The sequence below is a fragment of the Ruegeria sp. HKCCE3926 genome, assembly GCF_017872515.1.
Taxonomy (GTDB): Bacteria; Pseudomonadota; Alphaproteobacteria; order Rhodobacterales; family Rhodobacteraceae; genus Ruegeria.
Genome location: NZ_JAEDOU010000007.1, coordinates 167,412 through 186,120 on the forward strand (window position 1 = coordinate 167,412; position 18,709 = coordinate 186,120).

19 protein-coding genes are annotated in these 18,709 nt (G+C 59.1%); 6 read left to right on the forward strand and 13 right to left on the reverse strand.

Annotated elements, in window-relative coordinates:
* Positions 1-7: 7 nt before the first annotated feature.
* Together I9184_RS21140 and pnp are read right to left on the reverse strand one after the other, a co-directional pair.
* Positions 8-1,015 (reverse strand): Hint domain-containing protein, encoded by a 1,008-nt coding sequence (locus I9184_RS21140; protein ID WP_209835218.1) that lies wholly within the window; start codon positions 1,013-1,015, stop codon positions 8-10.
* A gap of 174 nt (positions 1,016-1,189) precedes the next feature.
* A complete protein-coding gene (gene pnp, locus I9184_RS16765) occupies positions 1,190-3,340 on the reverse strand; it encodes a polyribonucleotide nucleotidyltransferase (RefSeq protein WP_209835219.1) in 2,151 nt (716 codons plus the stop codon).
* 482 nt (positions 3,341-3,822) lie between these two features.
* Between pnp and I9184_RS16770 the strand changes: the two genes are divergently transcribed.
* Positions 3,823-5,424 carry a BCCT family transporter gene (locus tag I9184_RS16770; RefSeq protein ID WP_171637305.1) on the forward strand — a complete coding sequence of 534 codons (1,602 nt, stop codon included), beginning with the start codon at positions 3,823-3,825 and terminating at the stop codon, positions 5,422-5,424.
* A 116-nt stretch (positions 5,425-5,540) separates the two neighbouring features.
* Here the strand turns inward: I9184_RS16770 and I9184_RS16775 are convergent, their stop codons facing one another.
* Positions 5,541-6,662, reverse strand: coding sequence for a Hint domain-containing protein (locus tag I9184_RS16775; protein ID WP_245218180.1), 1,122 nt, complete (start codon positions 6,660-6,662; stop codon positions 5,541-5,543).
* Between the two features lie 394 nt (positions 6,663-7,056).
* Here I9184_RS16775 and I9184_RS16780 point away from each other — a divergent pair, with 394 nt between their 5' ends.
* A complete protein-coding gene (locus I9184_RS16780; RefSeq protein ID WP_209835220.1) occupies positions 7,057-7,809 on the forward strand; it encodes a class I SAM-dependent methyltransferase in 753 nt (250 codons plus the stop codon).
* A gap of 182 nt (positions 7,810-7,991) precedes the next feature.
* On the opposite strand, the gene rpsO is transcribed toward I9184_RS16780, so the two are convergent.
* From rpsO to rbfA, 6 genes are all read right to left on the reverse strand, one after another.
* The gene (rpsO, locus tag I9184_RS16785; RefSeq protein WP_152459381.1) at positions 7,992-8,261 is read right to left on the reverse strand and encodes a 30S ribosomal protein S15; all 270 of its coding nucleotides are present in this window, start codon (positions 8,259-8,261) and stop codon (positions 7,992-7,994) included.
* Positions 8,262-8,404: 143 nt separating this feature from the next.
* The gene (locus I9184_RS16790) at positions 8,405-9,418 is read right to left on the reverse strand and encodes a calcium-binding protein (RefSeq protein WP_209835221.1); all 1,014 of its coding nucleotides are present in this window, start codon (positions 9,416-9,418) and stop codon (positions 8,405-8,407) included.
* Between the two features lie 94 nt (positions 9,419-9,512).
* Positions 9,513-10,016, reverse strand: coding sequence for a DUF1643 domain-containing protein (locus I9184_RS16795; RefSeq protein WP_170346689.1), 504 nt, complete (start codon positions 10,014-10,016; stop codon positions 9,513-9,515).
* 21 nt (positions 10,017-10,037) lie between these two features.
* On the reverse strand, positions 10,038-10,943 hold the full coding sequence (truB, locus tag I9184_RS16800; protein WP_170346688.1) for a tRNA pseudouridine(55) synthase TruB: 906 nt from the start codon (positions 10,941-10,943) through the stop codon (positions 10,038-10,040).
* Positions 10,944-11,003: 60 nt separating this feature from the next.
* Positions 11,004-11,741 (reverse strand): phosphodiester glycosidase family protein, encoded by a 738-nt coding sequence (locus I9184_RS16805; RefSeq protein WP_209835222.1) that lies wholly within the window; start codon positions 11,739-11,741, stop codon positions 11,004-11,006.
* Positions 11,738-12,133 (reverse strand): 30S ribosome-binding factor RbfA, encoded by a 396-nt coding sequence (gene rbfA, locus I9184_RS16810; protein WP_152459376.1) that lies wholly within the window; start codon positions 12,131-12,133, stop codon positions 11,738-11,740. Before rbfA ends, I9184_RS16805 begins: the two co-directional genes overlap by 4 nt.
* Before the next feature lie 91 nt (positions 12,134-12,224).
* On the opposite strand from rbfA, the gene dapB reads away from it, so the two are divergent.
* Both dapB and I9184_RS16820 read left to right on the forward strand, forming a co-directional pair.
* Positions 12,225-13,034, forward strand: coding sequence for a 4-hydroxy-tetrahydrodipicolinate reductase (gene dapB, locus I9184_RS16815; protein ID WP_209835223.1), 810 nt, complete (start codon positions 12,225-12,227; stop codon positions 13,032-13,034).
* Positions 13,035-13,073: 39 nt separating this feature from the next.
* Positions 13,074-13,757, forward strand: coding sequence for a DUF2306 domain-containing protein (locus tag I9184_RS16820; RefSeq protein ID WP_171724679.1), 684 nt, complete (start codon positions 13,074-13,076; stop codon positions 13,755-13,757).
* Here the strand turns inward: I9184_RS16820 and I9184_RS16825 are convergent.
* From I9184_RS16825 to I9184_RS16835, 3 genes are read right to left on the reverse strand one after another with little or no spacing between them, the layout of a single operon-like run.
* A complete protein-coding gene (locus tag I9184_RS16825; RefSeq protein ID WP_171724678.1) occupies positions 13,744-14,412 on the reverse strand; it encodes an ureidoglycolate lyase in 669 nt (222 codons plus the stop codon). The genes I9184_RS16820 and I9184_RS16825 overlap by 14 nt on opposite strands.
* Entirely contained in the window at positions 14,409-14,999 is a 591-nt protein-coding gene (locus I9184_RS16830) for an HD domain-containing protein (protein ID WP_171117191.1), read from the reverse strand. The genes I9184_RS16825 and I9184_RS16830 overlap by 4 nt, the downstream gene beginning before the upstream one ends.
* Positions 14,996-16,132, reverse strand: a complete 1,137-nt coding sequence (locus I9184_RS16835; protein WP_209835224.1) for a TauD/TfdA family dioxygenase — start codon at positions 16,130-16,132, stop codon at positions 14,996-14,998. Before I9184_RS16835 ends, I9184_RS16830 begins: the two co-directional genes overlap by 4 nt.
* Positions 16,133-16,231: 99 nt before the next feature.
* Between I9184_RS16835 and I9184_RS16840 the strand changes: the two genes are divergently transcribed.
* Positions 16,232-17,086 carry a LysR family transcriptional regulator gene (locus I9184_RS16840; protein ID WP_171637293.1) on the forward strand — a complete coding sequence of 285 codons (855 nt, stop codon included), beginning with the start codon at positions 16,232-16,234 and terminating at the stop codon, positions 17,084-17,086.
* 4 nt (positions 17,087-17,090) lie between these two features.
* Here I9184_RS16840 and I9184_RS16845 read toward each other — a convergent pair whose 3' ends face one another.
* Positions 17,091-17,273: a DUF1674 domain-containing protein gene (locus I9184_RS16845; protein WP_152459369.1), complete on the reverse strand. Its 183-nt coding sequence runs from the start codon at positions 17,271-17,273 to the stop codon at positions 17,091-17,093.
* Between the two features lie 88 nt (positions 17,274-17,361).
* Here I9184_RS16845 and I9184_RS16850 point away from each other — a divergent pair, with 88 nt between their 5' ends.
* A complete protein-coding gene (locus I9184_RS16850; protein WP_209835225.1) occupies positions 17,362-18,621 on the forward strand; it encodes a transcription antitermination factor NusB in 1,260 nt (419 codons plus the stop codon).
* The last annotated feature ends 88 nt before the right edge of the window (positions 18,622-18,709 follow it).

The following is an 18,709-nucleotide window of genomic DNA, read 5'->3' on the forward strand; positions in this document are numbered from 1 at the left end:
CCTGCGGTCAGGCGGCTTTCGCGGATTCATCGGGGCGGATCTTCCAGCCCGGAACCGCCAGATCCGCCGACAGCACCCGGACTTCGAAGGGTTTGAGGACCGGCAATGCGGTCGAACCGTAACAGCCTTCACCATTGGCCAGTTCCGGGAACAGTTCGAACAGCTCGCTTCGGGTGGCGGATGCCATTGCCCTAAGACTTGTATCACCGGGGTAAAAGGACTCGGACCAGAGTCCTTCGACATTCACCAACTCATGCTGATCAAAGAGGATATGAATGTACTCCACCCCATGTGCGGGCGTTTCCTGAACGATGGTATGCCCATTGATCAGCCCCTTTGCGGGGGCCAGCATCGCCGGCTCGCAATGCATAAGCTCCATCATGGTCGAGGTCACGGCAATCCGGTGCTGTGGGGAAATGACGAGATCGCGGCTTGGGCTGTTCGGCCCGAAACAGCCCGCCTTGATCCGTACAGGGGACAGGTGCGTGTTTCGCCGCAACTCAGCCGCGGACAACCGGCGCTTGCCGATCCAGCGGACCGGGCGTGCATGGCCGCCGGCGGTGATGACCGGGTCGCCGGGCTCCAGCGCCTCGACCCTGCGCAGCCCAGTCGGTGTCTGGATCAGAGATCCTGTGGTGAAACACACGAAAGAAGGCAAAGTGTCATACGCGGATGACGGCGCGGTGCCGGCAAAACTGGTATCTGAAATCGTGTCATTCAGTTCGGCCTGACCCGAAGTGACTATGATGTAACGCGGGTTTGAAAACTGGATCAGGATGAACGTGACCGGCGCGCCATCGACCGTGCCTGTGTAGTTTTCGAAAGTACTGAAATTCTGGGTCGAGCCGGAAAAGCCGGGAAGAGACGCGAGGTCAAGTTGCGAGCTGCCATCCGGGTCGGGATCTTGCAGCAGGGCGTCATTATCCGTGACTTCGACCGAATACGCAGCAGTAATATCAACACTGCGGTTGCTGAACGGGTCTGCGCTGATTTCGTAAACAGTAATCGATGCCACGGTCGAACAGCTTCCTTGAAAACGGCAATATCCCCCTTAAGGTTGAGCTAATACACGCAATAAGTGTTAATAATTGATTTACCAAAGTTGCGGCGCAGTTAACCGTCCTGTGCCGCGCAAACAAAAAGGCCCCGGATGAAACCGGGGCCTTCCGCTGTCTGTCAGAGGGGCAGATTACTCTGCGTTTTCCTCTTTCTTTTCTTTCTTTTCCGGAACGATCTCTTCGCCGGTTTCCTGATCGACGACTTTCATCGACAGGCGCACCTTGCCGCGATCGTCAAAGCCCAGCAGTTTGACTTTGACTTCCTGACCTTCTTTCAGAACATCCGACGGATGGTTCAGGCGGCGGTTTTCGATCTGCGACACGTGGACCAGACCGTCACGCTTGCCAAAGAAGTTCACGAAGGCGCCGAAATCGACGATCTTGACCACCTTGCCGGTGTAAACCTGACCTTCTTCAGGCTCTGCCACGATCGAATAGATCATGTCATAGGCCTTCTTGATCGATTCCCCGTCGGGCGAGGCGATCTTGATGACGCCATCGTCGTTGATGTCGACCTTGGCGCCCGAAACCTCGACGATCTCGCGGATGACCTTGCCGCCTGAACCGATCACTTCACGGATCTTGTCGGTCGGGATGTTCATGGTCTCGATGCGCGGGGCGTGGACCGAGAAATCGTTGGTCTCGGACAGGGCTTTGCCCATCTCGCCCAGAATGTGCATCCGGCCTTCCTTGGCCTGTGCCAGGGCGGTTTCCATGATCTGAGGCGTGATGCCGGCAACCTTGATGTCCATCTGAAGCGAGGTGATGCCGTTTTCGGTGCCCGCAACCTTGAAGTCCATGTCGCCCAGGTGGTCTTCGTCACCCAGGATGTCGGTCAGAACAGCGTATTCACCGTCATCTTCCAGGATCAGACCCATGGCCACACCGGCAACTGGCGCTTTCAGCGGAACACCCGCATCCATCATCGACAGCGAACCGCCGCAGACAGAGGCCATCGAGCTTGAGCCGTTGGATTCAGTGATCTCGGACACCACGCGAATGGTGTAGGGGAAATCGGTCGGCGCAGGCAGAACCGCCTGAAGCGCGCGCCATGCCAGTTTGCCGTGGCCGATCTCGCGACGGCCGGGCGAACCAACGCGGCCCACTTCACCCACCGAATACGGAGGGAAGTTGTAGTGCAGCAGGAAGTTCGATTTGAAGTTGCCGTGCAGCGCGTCGATGAATTGCTCATCGTCGCCGGTGCCCAGCGTGGTCACGGCCAGCGCCTGTGTTTCACCGCGGGTGAACAGGGCAGAACCGTGGGTCCGGGGCAGAATCGAGGTTTCTGCAACGATCGAGCGGACATCGGTGGTCGAACGACCGTCGATCCGCTTGCCGCCCCTGACGACGTCGCCGCGCAGAATGCCGGCTTCCAGCTTTTTCATCGCGGAACCGAGGTTGCCGTCTTCCAGCTGCTCTTCGGTCAGCGCCTCTTTGATCGTTTCGCGGGCGGCGGCAACAGCGGCGGTGCGCTCTTGCTTGTCGGTGATCGCGAAGGCGGCGCGCATCTGCTCTTCACCGGCGGCCTTAACGGCGGCATAAAGCTCGGAGTAATCCGGCGCCTGGAAGTCAAACGGCTCTTTCGCGGCTTCTTCCGCCAGCGAGATGATCAGGTCGATGACCGGTTGGATCTGCTCATGCGCAAAGTTTACCGCACCCAGCATTTCCGCTTCGGACAGTTCGTACGCTTCCGATTCCACCATCATCACGGCGTCTTTGGTGCCGGCCACAACCAGGTCCAGACGCTGTTCGGGGTTCAGGCGCAGATCCTGCATGTCGTCCACGGTCGGGTTCAGGACATATTCACCGTCGGTGTATCCCACGCGGCAGCCCGCGATCGGGCCCATGAACGGTGCGCCCGAGATGGTCAGAGCAGCCGAAGCAGCAATCATCGCAACGATGTCGGGATCGTTGACCAGATCGTGGCTCAGCACGGTACACATCACCAGGACTTCGTTTTTGAAGCCGTCAACGAACAACGGACGGATCGGACGGTCGATCAGACGCGCGGTCAGCGTCTCTTTTTCGGTCGGGCGCGCTTCGCGCTTGAAGAAGCCACCCGGAACCTTGCCGGCGGCATAGTATTTCTCTTGGTAATGCACGGTCAGCGGGAAAAAGTCCTGACCGGGCTTCTGTTCCTTGGCGAAGGTCACGTTGGCCATGACGCTGGTTTCGCCCAGGGTGGCAATCACGCTGCCGTCAGCCTGACGGGCAACCTTGCCGGTTTCCAGTGTAAGCGTTTCCTCGCCCCACTGCATCGATTTCTTCGTTACATCAAACATATGCGTATCCTAGATGGGAGCACTCCCGCCCCTGCGGGTCTCCCGTTTTGCGTGGCGGCCCCATTGCCGCCGACCCCAATTTATCTTCCATTCGAGTGCCGAGGTCAGGGCACAACGTCTCAGATACCGCGCGCATACATGAGAATGCGTTGGAAGGAAAGAGAAACTGCATCGGATGGCCGTTTCATGCCGGGACTGGCTTGTGCTGCCACCGGGTGCAAAAGATTCAAGCCCGAACAACGATCAACTTATCAAGTCGCGGTTCGTTTTTCACGAGCGGGATTACGGGAACACAGATCAATCTGTAGCGCTAACATATCTGCAGTCGAATGCATTTTGTAAAAATATGAAGGCAGTATAAGCTCTTACCATTAAGCCTGCGGTCGAAATGACGGAAACGCGCCAAGGGGGTTAACTAACTCATTCCCGTCCGCCGACCGAATACCTTGGCGTTTGCAGACAGCGAACAGAAGGGCAATCGAATGGCACAAACAAAGAAGATGCTGGATCCGGACCCCCGGATTTACGACTTCGAAACGGAATATGAACTGGGGCAGGATAACGTCCGGCCGTTTGGCTTGGACATTCACAACCCGGTCTTTCTGATCTCGAGTATCATGATCTTTGCGTTCGTTCTGATCGCATTGGCCAACCAAGAGGCCGCAGCTACGTTTTTCGGCTGGCTCCGACCTTGGCTAACCAGCACGTTCGATTGGTTTCTGGTCCTTTCGGTAGATGCAATCACCCTGTTTTGTCTGGTACTGATCATCCTGCCCGTCGGCAGTGTGCGGATCGGCGGCAAGGACGCCACGCCTGATTATTCCTACGCCGGATGGATCGCGATGATGTTCGCCGCCGGTATTGGTATCGGCCTGTTGTTTTTCGGGGTGATGGAGCCGGTCTACTACAACTTTGCCGAAGACGGGAATGCGCGCCCACTGGGTATCGATATCGCTGTCCCGGGCAATGAGTATATCGGCATCGTCGGTACCATTCACCATTGGGGGCTGGAAGGCTGGGCGGTTTACGCCGCAGTCGGCCTGAGCCTGGCAATCTTCAGCTACAATCTGAACCTGCCCCTGACTTTGCGTTCGGCCTTCTATCCAATTCTGGGTGAACGGGTCTGGGGCTGGTGGGGCCATATCATCGACACGTTGGCGGTTTTTGCCACGTTGTTCGGATTGACCACATCGCTCGGTCTGGGTGCTCAGCAGGTTGCCGCTGGCCTTTACGAGGTCTTCGGCATCGAACCCAGCCCCACCGTCGTGGTTCTGCTGATCATCGGCATTACGTTGATCGCGCTGGGCTCGGTTTTGCTGGGCATGGATGCGGGCGTCAAACGGCTGAGTGAGATCAATATGATCATGGCCGTGGGGCTGTTCCTTTTCGTCATCGCTGTAACGGGCATTGGCACCGCCATCGCACGGTATTTCAACGTGATGACTGATTACGTGCTGCACCTGCCTGCGCTGTCGAACCCGTTCGGACGGGAAGACACCAGCTATTTCCACGGTTGGACGACCTTCTACTGGGCGTGGTGGATCGCATGGTCACCGTTTGTTGGGATGTTCATTGCCCGCATTTCAAAGGGCCGTACAGTGCGCGAGTTCGTAATCTGTGCGCTGCTTGCGCCAACTGCCGTCTGTGCCCTGTGGATGTCGACCTTCGGCGGCGCTGCCATCGACATGTTGAACGCAGGCGGAGCGGAAGGCGTCCGCGCGACCGTGATCGACAGCTACGCCCCCGAGGGAGCGTTGTTCGGTTTCCTGAAGGAGCTGCCGCTGTACAGCATCGTAGCCCCGATCGCCCTTGTCCTGATCGTGATCTTCTTCGTCACCTCGTCTGATTCCGGATCTTTGGTGATCGACACGATCACTGCAGGCGGCAAGATGGACGCACCAGTGGTTCAGCGCGTGTTCTGGTGCACTTTGGAAGGCCTGGTTGCCATCGCATTGCTGTTGGGAGGCGGTCTTTCCGCATTGCAGGGCGCGGCGGTTTCAACCGGCATCCCCTTTACGCTGGTGGTTCTGATAATGTGCTACTGCCTGTGGCTGGCGTTGAAATCTGAGCGGGCAAAGATGTAGATTATACACCGAATCCCCAAAAAACGCCTGCCGCATGGTGGGCGTTTTTTCGGGTCGATTTAAGAAATCCTGGACCTTCGTTACTCGTAACTCCAAGTAAAGATGGGCACGGGCGTTTACCTATGAACATTTTCCAAGAGGGGTTTGCGATTTGCCTGATGCCGTTGAACCAGTTTTCGCATTAGCTTGCCCCGTTGCGGAATAAAACGCGCAGAAGTTGCTTGAAACTGCGGAGCGCAGCACTCTGGAAACAAGTCCATGATTTCTTGTCGCGCGTCAGCCGAGACTGATTTGAGTGCTTCGGGGCCGGTAAACAGGCTTTCTGTCGGTGTCCCATTGGACCAGATGATTTCATGGGTATCGAACAGCAAGTGGAAATACTCAATACCGTCAGTTGTGTCTTGCACAATGTCCACGCCGTCCAGTGGCAACAACTTGTTTGCGGGGATCAGCACATCCTTGCAATCGAGCATCCGCAGTGCAACTGCCGACGACACAAGAACGCGATGCTGCGGTGAGACGACAAGGTCCTGTTTGAGGAATCCGTCGCCTAAAGCTCCGGTGCGGATCAAAATGGGTCTTAGCCTTTGCTGCGCATGAAGCTCGGCAGCGCTGAGGCGTCGCGTACCGATCCATCGAATAGGTTTGTAGCCATTGTCAAAGGTCAACACCTGATCTGAAATCTGCAGGTCTTCGACCGCCACTGATCCGAGGCGTGTTTCAATCATTGTCCCAGATGCAAAGCACAGAACGTCCACAAACTCACCGCTTGCGTTGGTCGGGCCGGTTAAAATCTGGTCAATTTCAATAGTATTGGTACCGCTGTCGTTCCAGGCCGCTGCAATCGCATCGGTATTGACTGTCATTCCGTTGAACAGCTCTAGAGGTTCAAGCGGACCATTGTTTGTCTTCACACCGTAGAGTTCGACCGTCCCATCCGGATTGATCATCAGGCGGACCACGGGATCACCGTTTGTATTCCCCAACTGCCAAACAGCTGGCGTGTTGACTTCATATCTCTGACCGTCGGCAAACCGAACTGTTTGCCCCGAGGTTCCAGAAATCTGGAACTGAAGTTCATTGGGCGAAGATCCGGGTCCGCCAACAAACAGGTCAACACCGTTGATTTGAGCACTGAAGCTGTTGTCGAGCGTATCGAAATCGATAACGACACCGCCACCGGGAGAAGTATCTGTATATGTGGTACTGTTACCGTCTGATATGCTGAAGCTGGTCATCTAATTTTCTGAATTTTGTATAAGCCTGAGTTAGCACAAAGCTCATTTGCGTTTAACAATCAGGCTGGGCATTGGGTGGTGTCGGTTTTGTGTTCCGGTTCATACTAGAAAGTCCAGCCTCCCTGCAGGGCGCTGTGGTGTGGAATTGATACCGGTAAAGCCGCTGGTTCTGATGATGTGCCAAGGCTTGTGGCTGGCGCAGCGAGTGTTTTCAGATGCCAATAACCATGGCTGCAAGATACTGTTGAGGCAGGGACGATTCCATCCTTGCCCAAACAGGGAACTTGCCCGCCTTGTCGAGTGTTCTTCGGCGCTGCTATTGCGTTGACATTGAACTCTCGGAACAGGATTTGTACTGCAAAACGATCTGCTGTCGACCACCCCGGAGGAATGAGTGTCAATTGTTGATGTCCTGGCTGCGCGCCTGATCGAAGATGTCAAATCCAATGACCTGTCAGGTAGCTTTCTGATGCTTGGGCGGCAGGATTGGATCGGTGCGCGCCGGTCTGCGTCCGCCGCATTGTTCAGGGAAACCTTGCAGAAATACCTGCCCGGAGTGGCCGAAGCTGACCTTTGCAACCCGGATGATGGATATTCGGAAACATTCTTTCGGAAACTTGGGTTCTCGGAAGTGGATTCGCTGGATTTTTCGGATTTCGAAGGTGCGAGCATCGTTCAGGATCTCGCGGGGGATTTGCCTGAAAACCTGGTTGGTCGGTTTGACGTTATCTATGACGGTGGAACATGCGAGCACGTGTTCGACTTGCCGACCGCATACCGGAACATCGACAAGATGCTGAAGCCCGGGGGTGTGTTTATCGCACATTCGCCATCGAACAACTGGATCAATCACGGCTTCTATCAGATTTGCCCAGAGATCGTGTACGGCTTTTGGGTCAACGCCATGAACTATGAGGCTCTGAAATGTGTGTGGCAGCCGTTAAGGCCATATGCCGCCCGTGACGTGGTGAAGATGACGAATCCCAACAAGACAAAGAAACGTCCGCGACCGCTGGGAACTTTTGGTCTGGGGTTGCCTGTCCTTCTGGATTATGTGGTTCGAAAACCTGTTGCCGGCACCAAGACAAGTGCAAGTGTGTCGCAAAGCGACTATGCCACGCGCTGGGAAAACACGCAGAAAGCTTAGAACCAAGTGCCGCAACGGACAATCCCTGACGGCCGCGGCATTCCCTGATCGCCACGGAATGCTCTGCTGTTCTGGCAAGTTAAGGGGGATGTATCGCTTGCGGCGGATCCAACGGAAAACGCCCGCCGGTTGGCGGGCGTTGAACCGGAAAACCCGGTTTCAGGTCATCTGCAAAAAAGCGCTTAGCGGCGGATGCCCAGCTTTTTGATCAGGTCCTGGTAACGTGCTTCTTCTTTGCCTTTCAGGTAGTCCAGCAGCTTGCGGCGCTGGGCAACCATCTTCAGCAGACCGCGACGACCGTGGTTGTCTTTCTTGTGGGTCTTGAAGTGCTCGGTCAAAGTGGTGATGCGCGAGGTCAGGATGGCAACCTGTACTTCAGGCGAACCGGTGTCGCCCTCTTTGGTTGCGAATTCTTTCATGACGCGTGCTTTTTCTTCAGCAGTGATCGACATCGGGGTCTCCTTCAAAGGTTAGAGTTGATGGCGCAGGCCGGGATGTCGTCCAGCACAGGCCCATGGAGAAAACCGCACCGATTCCGATGCGGATGGGCGCGTATAAGCGCATTTTCACCAAATGGCAAAGGGAATTTGCGGGCTCAGACCATCTGCCCGTACTGGGCCAGTTGCGCTTCGGTGATCAATTGAATGTCGGCCACCGTCATGCCTTGAGCCCCGTATACCTGCGCCACTTCCTGACCGTTGATCATCACCCGGGTCAGATTGGCGTTTTCAGCGTCAGGTTCCACCTCAATCTCCGGGTCGGCCTCATCCTCCCAGGTGACAAGCAGCTTGTCCTCACCGGGTTGGAATCCCATGACGGTCACGTCTTCGTCACCCGGGCTCAGCACGATGTCATCGGCGCCTTCACCACCGTTAACCACATCCCCGCCGCCTGCCACAATGGTGTCGTCACCGGCGCCGCCATTCAGGAAGTCCTTTTCGGCTGCGCCATCTTCGATGCCAAAGACAAAGTCATCGCCGTCGCCGCCAAAGACCGTATCTTCACCTGCGCCACCGTTCAGGGCATCGTCTCCGAACCCGCCCTGCAACGCGTCATCATCCGCCCCGCCCGTCAGAGTATCGTCGCCCTGACCGCCATAGAGCTCGTCTTCGCCTTCGCCGCCATCCAGGGTGTCGTCCCCGAAATGGCCGAACAGGGCATCGTCCCCCTCATTGCCGAACAGAATGTCGTTATCCGCCTCTCCGTGCAGAACATCATCACCCTGACCGCCCGAAATCGTGTCCGTACCTTCGCCCCCGTGCAGAACGTCATCGCCCTTGCCGCCGTCGATGGTATCATCGCCGCCAAACCCGTTGATCTGGTCAACACCGTCCTGACCGGTGATCTGGTCAGGGCCATCGCTGCCGGCAATCACCAGGTCTCCTTCGATTTCAGAGATTACGGTGCCAGTGGACTGGGTTTCGATGTCGGGATTCACCGGGTCTTCGACGTTTTCGCCAATCTCAAGAAACTCTCCGGTGTAGGGTTGCGCTTCCGGGTCCTCGTTGGGCCCGTCCTCTGAAACGTCCTCGTCTTCGATCAGCATATCGCTCATCGCGTATGCGGCACCGCCGATGGCGGCGAGTCCGATCAATCCGGCCAGAAACATGACACCTCTCCGATCGCAGAATGCTCCGAGGGTGAACATCCCATGCAATCGGCAATCGGGTCAAAGTCAAGTTATTGAAATGGTAAATACTTTATCACCATTGCTCGGGCTGTTGGCTGTAGGCGATATAAAGCGGGTGCTTGGGGTGACCGTCTTTGGTCAAGCCCAGATGGAACAGCGGCTGGCCGGTCCGGCGCAGCAGGGTTTCCACCGCCGGGCCCCGGTCCAGATGCGCACCATGGGTGCCCCAGGCGGCGATGACCTGATCAGCCCACCGAACACCTTCCAGAATGGCGGCGTCATTTTCCGGGCCTACCGGATCGGCAGCAGCGCGCATCTTGCGCGGATCGGTGTCGCGCCAGGCAAAGATGTTGGTCACCTGAAACGCGCCGAACCCCAGCGCCCGGGCACGACGTTCGCAGCGTTCAACCGTCGGGTCGTTCTGCACTTCGGTCGCGGTAGACGGGTTCAACATGACAAACAGCGCCTTGCGCCCTGCCGGGTCCCACACGCGGGTCAGGCTATAGCGGTATTTCTCGCAGTCGGAGTAAATGGCGGTCGAGGGCGCATCGCCCTTGGTGTGCGTTCGGGTGATCATGCCTTTCGCCTAACACGTGGTTCAGGCGGCGAACACCCGGCTGGGATGCAATTCGCCCGATTTGTAAACCCCCACGGCCACGGCCTTGCCATCCAGCGAGGCCCATGCCTCGTCGCCGTATTCAACATCCGAGGCCAACACCATGCCCGGGTTGCCATTGCGCAGGCGGGTTGCGCCTTCGGGGGTGCATTTAAGCTCTGGCAGGTCGGACAGGCCGGCTTCCAGCGGGTGCAGATAGTCGTCCAACGCCGTGGTTTTTGCCATTTCGTCGATCTGTTCGATGCTCAACCCGTCTTCGGCCTCGAACGGTCCGGACCAGATCCGGCGCAGTTCCCGGACGTGGCCGTGGCATCCCAGCGCTTCACCCAGATCGCGGGCGATCGAGCGGACATAACCGCCCTTGCCGCAGGTCATCTCCAACACCACGTGATCTGCGTCGGGGCGGTCGACAAGGATCAGTTCCTCGACCCAAAGAGGCCGGGCTGTCAGTTCCACGTCTTCGCCGTCGCGGGCCAGTTTATAGGCGCGCTGGCCGTCGATTTTCACGGCGGAAAACTTGGGCGGAACCTGCATGATGTCGCCCAGAAACGGGGTCAATGCTTGTTTGATGTCTTCATCCGACGGGCGGGCATCGCTTTCGGCAATCACTTCGCCCTCGGCATCGTCAGTGTTGGTGGCCTGGCCCAGACGGACAGTGAAGGTGTAGGCTTTCAGAGCGTCCGTGATGTAGGGAACGGTTTTGGTCGCCTCACCCAGAGCCACGGCCAGAACGCCGGTCGCTTCGGGGTCAAGCGTACCCGCATGGCCCGCCTTTTTGGCATCCATCGCCCAGCGCACCTTGTTGACCACAGCGGTCGACGTCATGCCCGCGGGCTTGTCCACCACCAGCCAGCCGGAAATGTCGCGACCCTTGCGTTTGCGTCCCATATAGCACCTTCAATCTTGCTGAGGCGCGCGACCTAGCGGATCGCCATCGTCCTGTCAATTTCAAGGTGCGTCTTCGACCACACCCACGATCGGCCCCAGCGAAAACCCGACATCGGACCGATTGTTCGCGCGGTCATACATGCGAGAGATATTGCCATCGAAGAACAGCGCATTCGGAGTTTCCAGCACGTCGCGGAACAGACGGCCGAATTCGTGGAATGTGACGTAATCTTCGGAAATCGCGAACACCGCGCGGGTACCATCGGCGCTGGTGCCCACCCCGTTGCGCACATAGAGCGAAGTCGAATCGGGCAGGAACCGGGGGTGCAGGTCGCCATCGATCACCAGCATCGGGCCGGATTGGCTGGCGAACCGGCAGTCGGGGGCCCGGTCGATGAAATCCAGCGTCTCGAACACGTCAGCGCGGCCCTCGCGGATGCAGAACACGCCGTTGGGCAGCAGGCCGAAATTGCCGGGGCCGGGGTTGGAGATCACCCGCATGACCTCTTTGCCGTTCTCGACATAATGGCCGACGGGCGAACGGTCATCGTGGTACATTCCCGCGTTCATGGCAAAGGCCAGACGCTTGCCGCCGGGGGCCAGCGCCTCGTTCACCGACGAGAAATGCCCCAGCAGATCCCCGTTTTCGTCGTTGAGAAACAGGCGCAGGTCTTCGTTTTCCGCGTCGACCTCGCAGATGGTATAGCGCTTGTCATCATGGGTCAGCTTTTCGCAAGTGACCGCAGAGGCTTGTGCGGCCCAGACAACCGCGCCCAATGTGACGAATGCCCGGATCACTCGTCCAGATCGCGGCGCACCGCGTCCTGTTCGAACATGCGGCGGGTGTCGTCCAGACGGTCAAACGTGTCATCCAGGCGGAACCGAAGATCGGGCGAGAATTTCAGGCCGACCTTTTTACCGACCATGCGCCGCAGTTCACTTTTGTTGCGGGCGAGCAGATCGATCACGTCCTCCTGCCCTTTGCCGCCCAAGGGCAGCACATAGGCGGTGGCGATTTTCAGATCGGGCGAGGTGCGCACCTCACCCACTGTGATCGACATGCGGTTCAGGTCGGGGTCGTGGACATCTCCGCGCGCCAGAACCTCGGACAGGGTGCGGCGGATCAGTTCGCCGACGCGCAGCTGTCGTTGGGACGGGCCGGGGCCATCGTGGAATTTGTTCTTTGCCATAATCCCCGATCTAAGCGCAAACCGGGGCTTTGCCAAGCGGGCGCGAACGGGGTAGGAGGCTTTGAGCAGTTTGCAGCAAGGGAATACCGCCATGACCCATATTCCGGGTATCGTCATCACAGGGGCTTCGGGCCGTATGGGGCAGATGCTGATCAAGACCGTAACCGACAGTGATCAGGCGCGTCTGGTCGGCGTGGTCGAGCGCATGGGGCATGACTGGGTCGGTCAGGATGTGGGCGAAGCCATGGGTGGCCAGGCGCTGGGCGTCAAAGTTACCGATGACCCGCTGGAAGCTTTTGCGCAGGCACAGGCGGTGATCGACTTTACCGCGCCCGAGGCGACGCTGGACTTTGCCGCTTTGGCCGCGCAGGCGCGTTGCGTGCATGTGATCGGCACGACCGGCATGACGGATGAGCAGATCGCCGCGCTGGAACCGGCCTCGCGCCACGCGGTGATCGTGCGGGCAGGGAACATGAGCCTTGGCGTCAACCTGCTGGTGCAACTGACCAAGAAAGTCGCGGCTGCACTGGATGAGGATTTTGATATCGAAATCATCGAAGGGCATCACCATCACAAGGTAGACGCACCATCCGGCACCGCGCTGATGCTGGGCGAGGCCGCCGCCGAGGGGCGTGGCGTCAAACTGTCGGATGTGGCCGACCGGGGGCGGGATGGCATCACCGGTGCGCGCAAGCGTGGTGACATTGGCTTCCACGCCATTCGCGGCGGAGACATCGTTGGTGAACATGACGTCCTGTTCGCCGCGCCCGGCGAGCGCATCGTTTTGCGCCATCTGGCCAGCGACCGCGCGATTTTTGCCCGCGGCGCGCTGAAGGCGGCGCTGTGGGGGCAGGGGAAGGCACCCGGCCAATATGACATGGTGGATGTGCTGGGTCTGTGAGCCATAGACGAAGCGGTCGCCGACGCTAAGCTTTGATTCATGAGGATTCGGCGCTCTGGACTGGCAACCGGCATTTTGCTTGCGGTGTTCTACCTGACACTGTTGCCATTCGTTGCGCATGGCGTTGGAATGATCGGCAAAGGCCTGTCGCAGGACGCTGCCCGGCACAGTTACTTGTTCGCTGATGGTGAGAATGTCGGCAATGCCGCGATGTTGGTACACATTCTGGCTGGTACTTTTCTGGTCGCACTCGTCCCGCTTCAACTGTTGAAGGGGCTGCGGCTCAAGTACAATCGATTTCACCGCATGTTGGGAGCCTGTCTGGTGGCGCTGGCATGGATCACCGGGCTGGCGGGCATGAGCTATATTCCCCTGCGCGGAACCATCGGTGGGCCGCTGATGTCTGCCGCCTTTTTTCTGTACGGGCTGTGTCTTTTCACGGCTGCGCTGATGGTGGCGCGCAGGGCTTTGGAAGGGGATCGCGCAGGCCATTGGGCATGGGGATTGCGGCTGTTCTGGCTGGCGTTGGGGTCGTGGCTTTACCGAGTCCACTATACGCTTTGGTATCTGCTGACCGGAGGGGTGGGGTCAGAGCCCGATTTCTCGGGCCCTTTTGATCTGGTGCAGAATTTCGCGTTCTTTGTGCCTTATCTGCTGGCCGTGCAGATCTGGATTGCGCGCCGGCGCCAGAGGCATCAGGGGGCGTTGGTCACAAATCCCTGACTTTGTCCGCCCGCAGCGGGCAGGCCAGATAAACGCCGAACTCTTTGCCGATATCGGCGCTGACCCGCGCGTGGACCCGGCCCTGACGATCCAGAAAACGCTGGTTGTCCTCGACCGGGAAAATCCCCTCGTGCCAGATGCCGGGATGGATATAGAGCCCCTTTGACCCGTCACACCAGAATGCCACCACCTTGTCCGGGGTCAGATTGTCGCCAGGCAGGGCCGCGGGCACGATGAAGGGCTTGTTGTCCAGCGGCCAGAACATCTGCCCGCCATCGGGGTGATAATTCATATGCCACAGCAACACCTGATCCCGCGGGGCCGTTTGCCGGTCGGTTTGCGCGTGCTGAGGGTCGGCGGACCAACCCAGCACGTAATGGCCTTTGACCGCCTCGTTCTCACCGTAAAGCACGTCACCCTGCCAATCGCATTTGAACGTGCCTTCAACCCAGCCGCCTTCGTCACCCGTGCCGTCGTCAATCGGTCGCCAGCCCTGCTGCGGCCAGCGTACGATCTCGATTTCAAAGGTCTCGGGGTCGTCAACCAAACAGCCGTACCCCCTAACCGTGTTGTCCGTCGCCCGGATCAGGGGAACCTCGTGCCACGGCAGGGATGGCTTGGAACTGGCCTCGAAGATGTACTCGGGTGCGGTCATGATGCCCCCAGGTGCTTGTCGACCATGCGCTGCACCATCGGTGCGAAATGGGCGAAATCCGGTGTCTCCATGTCCGCCCGTTTGCCGGCCTCATCCAGGTACCGGACTTGAATGATCTCTTTCAGGTTTGGATTGGATTCGAAGGCGGCGACTTCTTCGGCGCTCATCGGGCCGCCTTGCAGTTCCAAGGTATGGACCGAGGCGGCAGAGAGGCGGTTGAAATATTCGGGCTTGGTGGCGCAGAGATACCGTTTGGCGGCCACGTGATAGCGGCAGCAATCGGTGATGACCGAAGGGAAGAACTGTTCCAGCACCTCAGCACCCGCATCCTCGTGGTGGCGGTCTTCGGTATCATCGGGGTGGTAGGTTCCGAATTCGGACGTGAAATGGCCGATATCATGCAACAAGGCGCCGACGATGATCTCTTCAGGCTGGCCGTTCTGTTCGGCGATGGTGGCGCCTTGCAGCATGTGCTGGGCCATGGTGACGGGTTCGCCAAGATATTCCTCACCGCCGCGGCGTTCGAAGATATCCCCGATGAAGGCGACGATATTGTCCCGGTTCAGGGTCGAGAAATCGGGCTTCATTCCGCTGCCTCCGGCTGCGTCATCTTCATCGCCGCCAGTTTGGACAGCAGCCCGTCCTTGTCGGCATAGCATCCCTGCAACCAGCGCGAACCGGCACCGGAATAGCCCAGCCGTGCATGCAGGACACGGGTGTTGTCGACGATGAAACTTTCGCCCGGCTCCAGTTTGAACGACACGCCCATGGCCGGGTCGTCGATGATCTCGCCCAGTTGGCGGTAAGCCGCGTAATAGGCTTCCATCCTGTCGAAAGGCACGTCCACGAATGGCGCTGAGGAACGGTTGTTGAAGCGAATGCCAACCAGTTCTCCATCCGGCGACAATTCGATCATCGGACGGCGAGACCGCAGGCAGACACCGTCTGACCCCTTATATTCAAACCGCGCCGGGTAGCCTGCCAGCAGCGCAAAACCTTCGGGGTTCTGCGCACGCAGTTTTTCGGCAGCGCGAAAGCCGTCGACCACGATCGAGTCGCCGCCTTCGGCGCTGTTTTCCAGACAATAGAGAATTTGCAGCGTCGGCACAGGGTCGCGATAGGGGTTGTCGGTGTGGGCCTGCAAGCCAAGCCCGGTGTAGGCGAGGTTGGTCGGGTTCACTTCCGTCCGAACCTCGAAATAAGGGCCATAGTTGGTTTCGCGGACATAGCCGAACAGGTCGGCCACTTTCAAAAGCGATTCTGGTTCGGTAGGCCCGCCCGTCAGCTTGGCAAAGCCGTAACTCGCCACAGACGCCAGCCAGTTGCGTTTGGCCGCAGGGCTGGCATGAACCTCGTTCCAATCGCCAGAGGGTGCGGCGATCCCGCCTTCCCAGGTGATGATGCCGGGGGCGGTGCGGCCCAGCGTATCGTCCCGTTCGCAATCATAGTTGTGTTCGACCAGCCATTCGGCCGGGAAGGTAACGGTTTTGTCTTCGGGCTGGAACGTGACCTGAAGGCCGCCCGCGACAACCTCGGCTGAACTGACCGAGATGTCAGCAGGGATATCGCCGATGGTGATCAGCCGCTGGCCGTTGCCCGGGGCGCGGGTTTCCGGGTCCAGCGCGTTGTCGCGCAACCAGACGGCGTGAAAGCGGGCTTGCGTTCCTGTGTCGAACGCGACGGTGACGATCGAAGTGTCATGGGTGGCGGTGCGCAGCATTTGGGGTCTCCTGTTCGGCGCGAGCTTTGGTTGAGCAGATACGCCGTTCATGGCATTACGACAATTAATCCTTATTTCGGCTGAGGCTTGGAAAATCTAATGGCTAAGAAAAAGATCGGGCTACCGCCACTGGACTGGCTGCGCGTGTTCGAGGCCGCCGGGCGTCTTGGTGGGTTCTCGGCAGCAGCCAAGGAGTTCGGGCTGACGCAGGCCGCTGTCAGCCAGCGGATCGGCAACCTCGAAGCCTGGCTGGGCCGATCCTTGTTCGTGCGCGAGGCGCGGGGCGTGTCACTGACGGTCGAAGGTGAAAGCTATCTGCCTTTGGTGCAGGACAGCCTTCGCGCGCTGGAGCGCAATACCGAGGACCTGTTTGGCAAATCCCCGCGCGAGTTGCGCGTGGCCGGCTTGTCGTCGAACATCCACGCACTGGTTCTGCCGGCGCTGACCCGGTTTCACGAGATGCAGCCAGGGGTTCGGGTGATGACCGACTCGGTCGCGCGCCGGTCGTCTTTGGACGAAGAACGAACCTGGCTGCAAATCCGATATGGTCGGGGCATCTGGGCCGGGCGTGATGCCGCCCTGATCGCGCCTGAGGTCCTTGCCCCCATGGCGCCGCCGGGTGTCGACTGGGGCGCCCAATTGATTGACCTGCGCGGAGAACGCCCCGGCTGGAGAGAGTGGAGCCAGAAAAACGGCCAGCAGGACCTGCCGCAATCAAAAATCAGTTTTGATTCGATGGAACATGCGATTTCGGCTGCGCAGCGCGGCATGGGTGTGGTTTTGGGATCGGTGCCCTTGGCCCTTGCCGACTTGCAAGAGGGTCGGTTGCGGCGGCTGGATTTACCCGAATTGCACACCAAAGACGGGTACTGGCTGACCTGGCCTGAAGACCGGGCGAAGTCCAGAAAACAACGGGCGCTGATCGAGGATTTCCTCAAGGCGCTGCGTGGTTGACCGTTCAGAAATCGATGGCGATGCCCTTCTTTTCCCAGTCACCGTAGCGGGCCGGGTCCGGTCCGTCTCGGCCACCCAGCTCTTTCGGCAATTCCCGGGCCTCGGCTTTGGCTTTGCGGCGGCGTTCTTCCGCTTCGGCCAGGGCGCGCTGGGCGGCGGGGGGCAAGTCTTTGCGGTCGTCACTCATGACATCGGGTTCCTTTCCTTGCGCAGTCTTGATATACGCCCGCGTCCGCTATTGGCAATGCGGGCGCAGGTCACATGAAGGCGGTACCATGTCTAACAGCGCGACAGCAGCACGGCGCAGCGCAATCTATCTTCTGGATCAGGTTCTGGGCGAAGGTCGCCTGCTGGCCGAGTGTCTGGCGGCGGGCGCAGTGGATCGGTTGGAACCCGAGGATCGCGCGCGTGCCCAGCGACTGGCGTTGGAAACACTGCGTGGGCTGGAACGGGCCGACCGCCTGCTGGCCAACCACCTGAACCGAACACCCGCTCTGACGGTCCACAACGCGCTGAGACTGGGTGCGGTCGAACTTTGCAACGGCGAAGCCGCCCATGGCGTCGTCAATTCCATGGTCGAGATCGTCAGCCGTTCGCGCAAGCATGGTCGCCTCAAGGGGTTGGTGAATGCCGTTCTGCGCAAGGTTGCGGCAGAAGGCCCCGAGGCGTGGCCGAAGATGCGCGTTCCGCGTTTGCCGGACTGGTTGCGTGAACCGCTGATCGCAGCGTGGGGCACGGATGCCGTTACCGGAATGGAGCAGGCACATTTCGCGGGTGCGCCACTGGACCTTACCTTGAAACCCGGGGCGGAAGGCCCTTCAGGCGAGATCCTTCCGACCGGGTCGGTGCGGTTGCACGATGCGGGTCAGGTCTCGACCCTGCCGGGGTACAAGGCCGGAGACTGGTGGGTGCAGGATGCGGCGGCCGCATTGCCGGTTCGCGTTCTGGCCCCGAAGGCGGGCCAGAAAGTGCTGGATTTGTGTGCGGCGCCGGGTGGGAAAACGATGCAGCTTGCGGCCGCAGGGGCTAATGTCACGGCGCTAGACGTGTCGGAATCACGGATGGAACGGGTGCGCGAGAACCTTGCAAGGACCGGCCTCAGGGCGAAGGTCATCGTGGGCGATGCGCTGGAACACGAAGACCGGTACGACGCGATCCTGCTGGACGCGCCGTGCTCGGCCACGGGTACGATTCGCAGGCATCCTGACTTGCCGTTTGCCAAGGACGGTTCGGAATTCGGCGGCCTGATCGAGCTCCAGACGCGCATGTTGGCCCATGCGTGGGGCTTGCTCAAACCCGGTGGGCGTCTGGTCTATTGCACGTGTTCCCTGCTGCCGGACGAGGGGGAAGTTCAGGTTGAAGAGGCGCTGGACATGTACTCGGACATGAGCGTGGATCGCGACGCGCTGAACGTACCCGGTGTCGAAACGGATTGGATCACCGAAGAAGGCGGCTTGCGATTGCGACCGGATTATTGGCCGGATCGGGGTGGTATGGACGGGTTCTATATCGCTTGTCTGACCAAATCCGTCTGAACGCACGCTTTTCGGTGACTTGACGATCGGCGCGGTCTATCGTTGGGTCTCAAGCGCCAGCAGAGCGCAAGGGGCAGAGTAACACGCG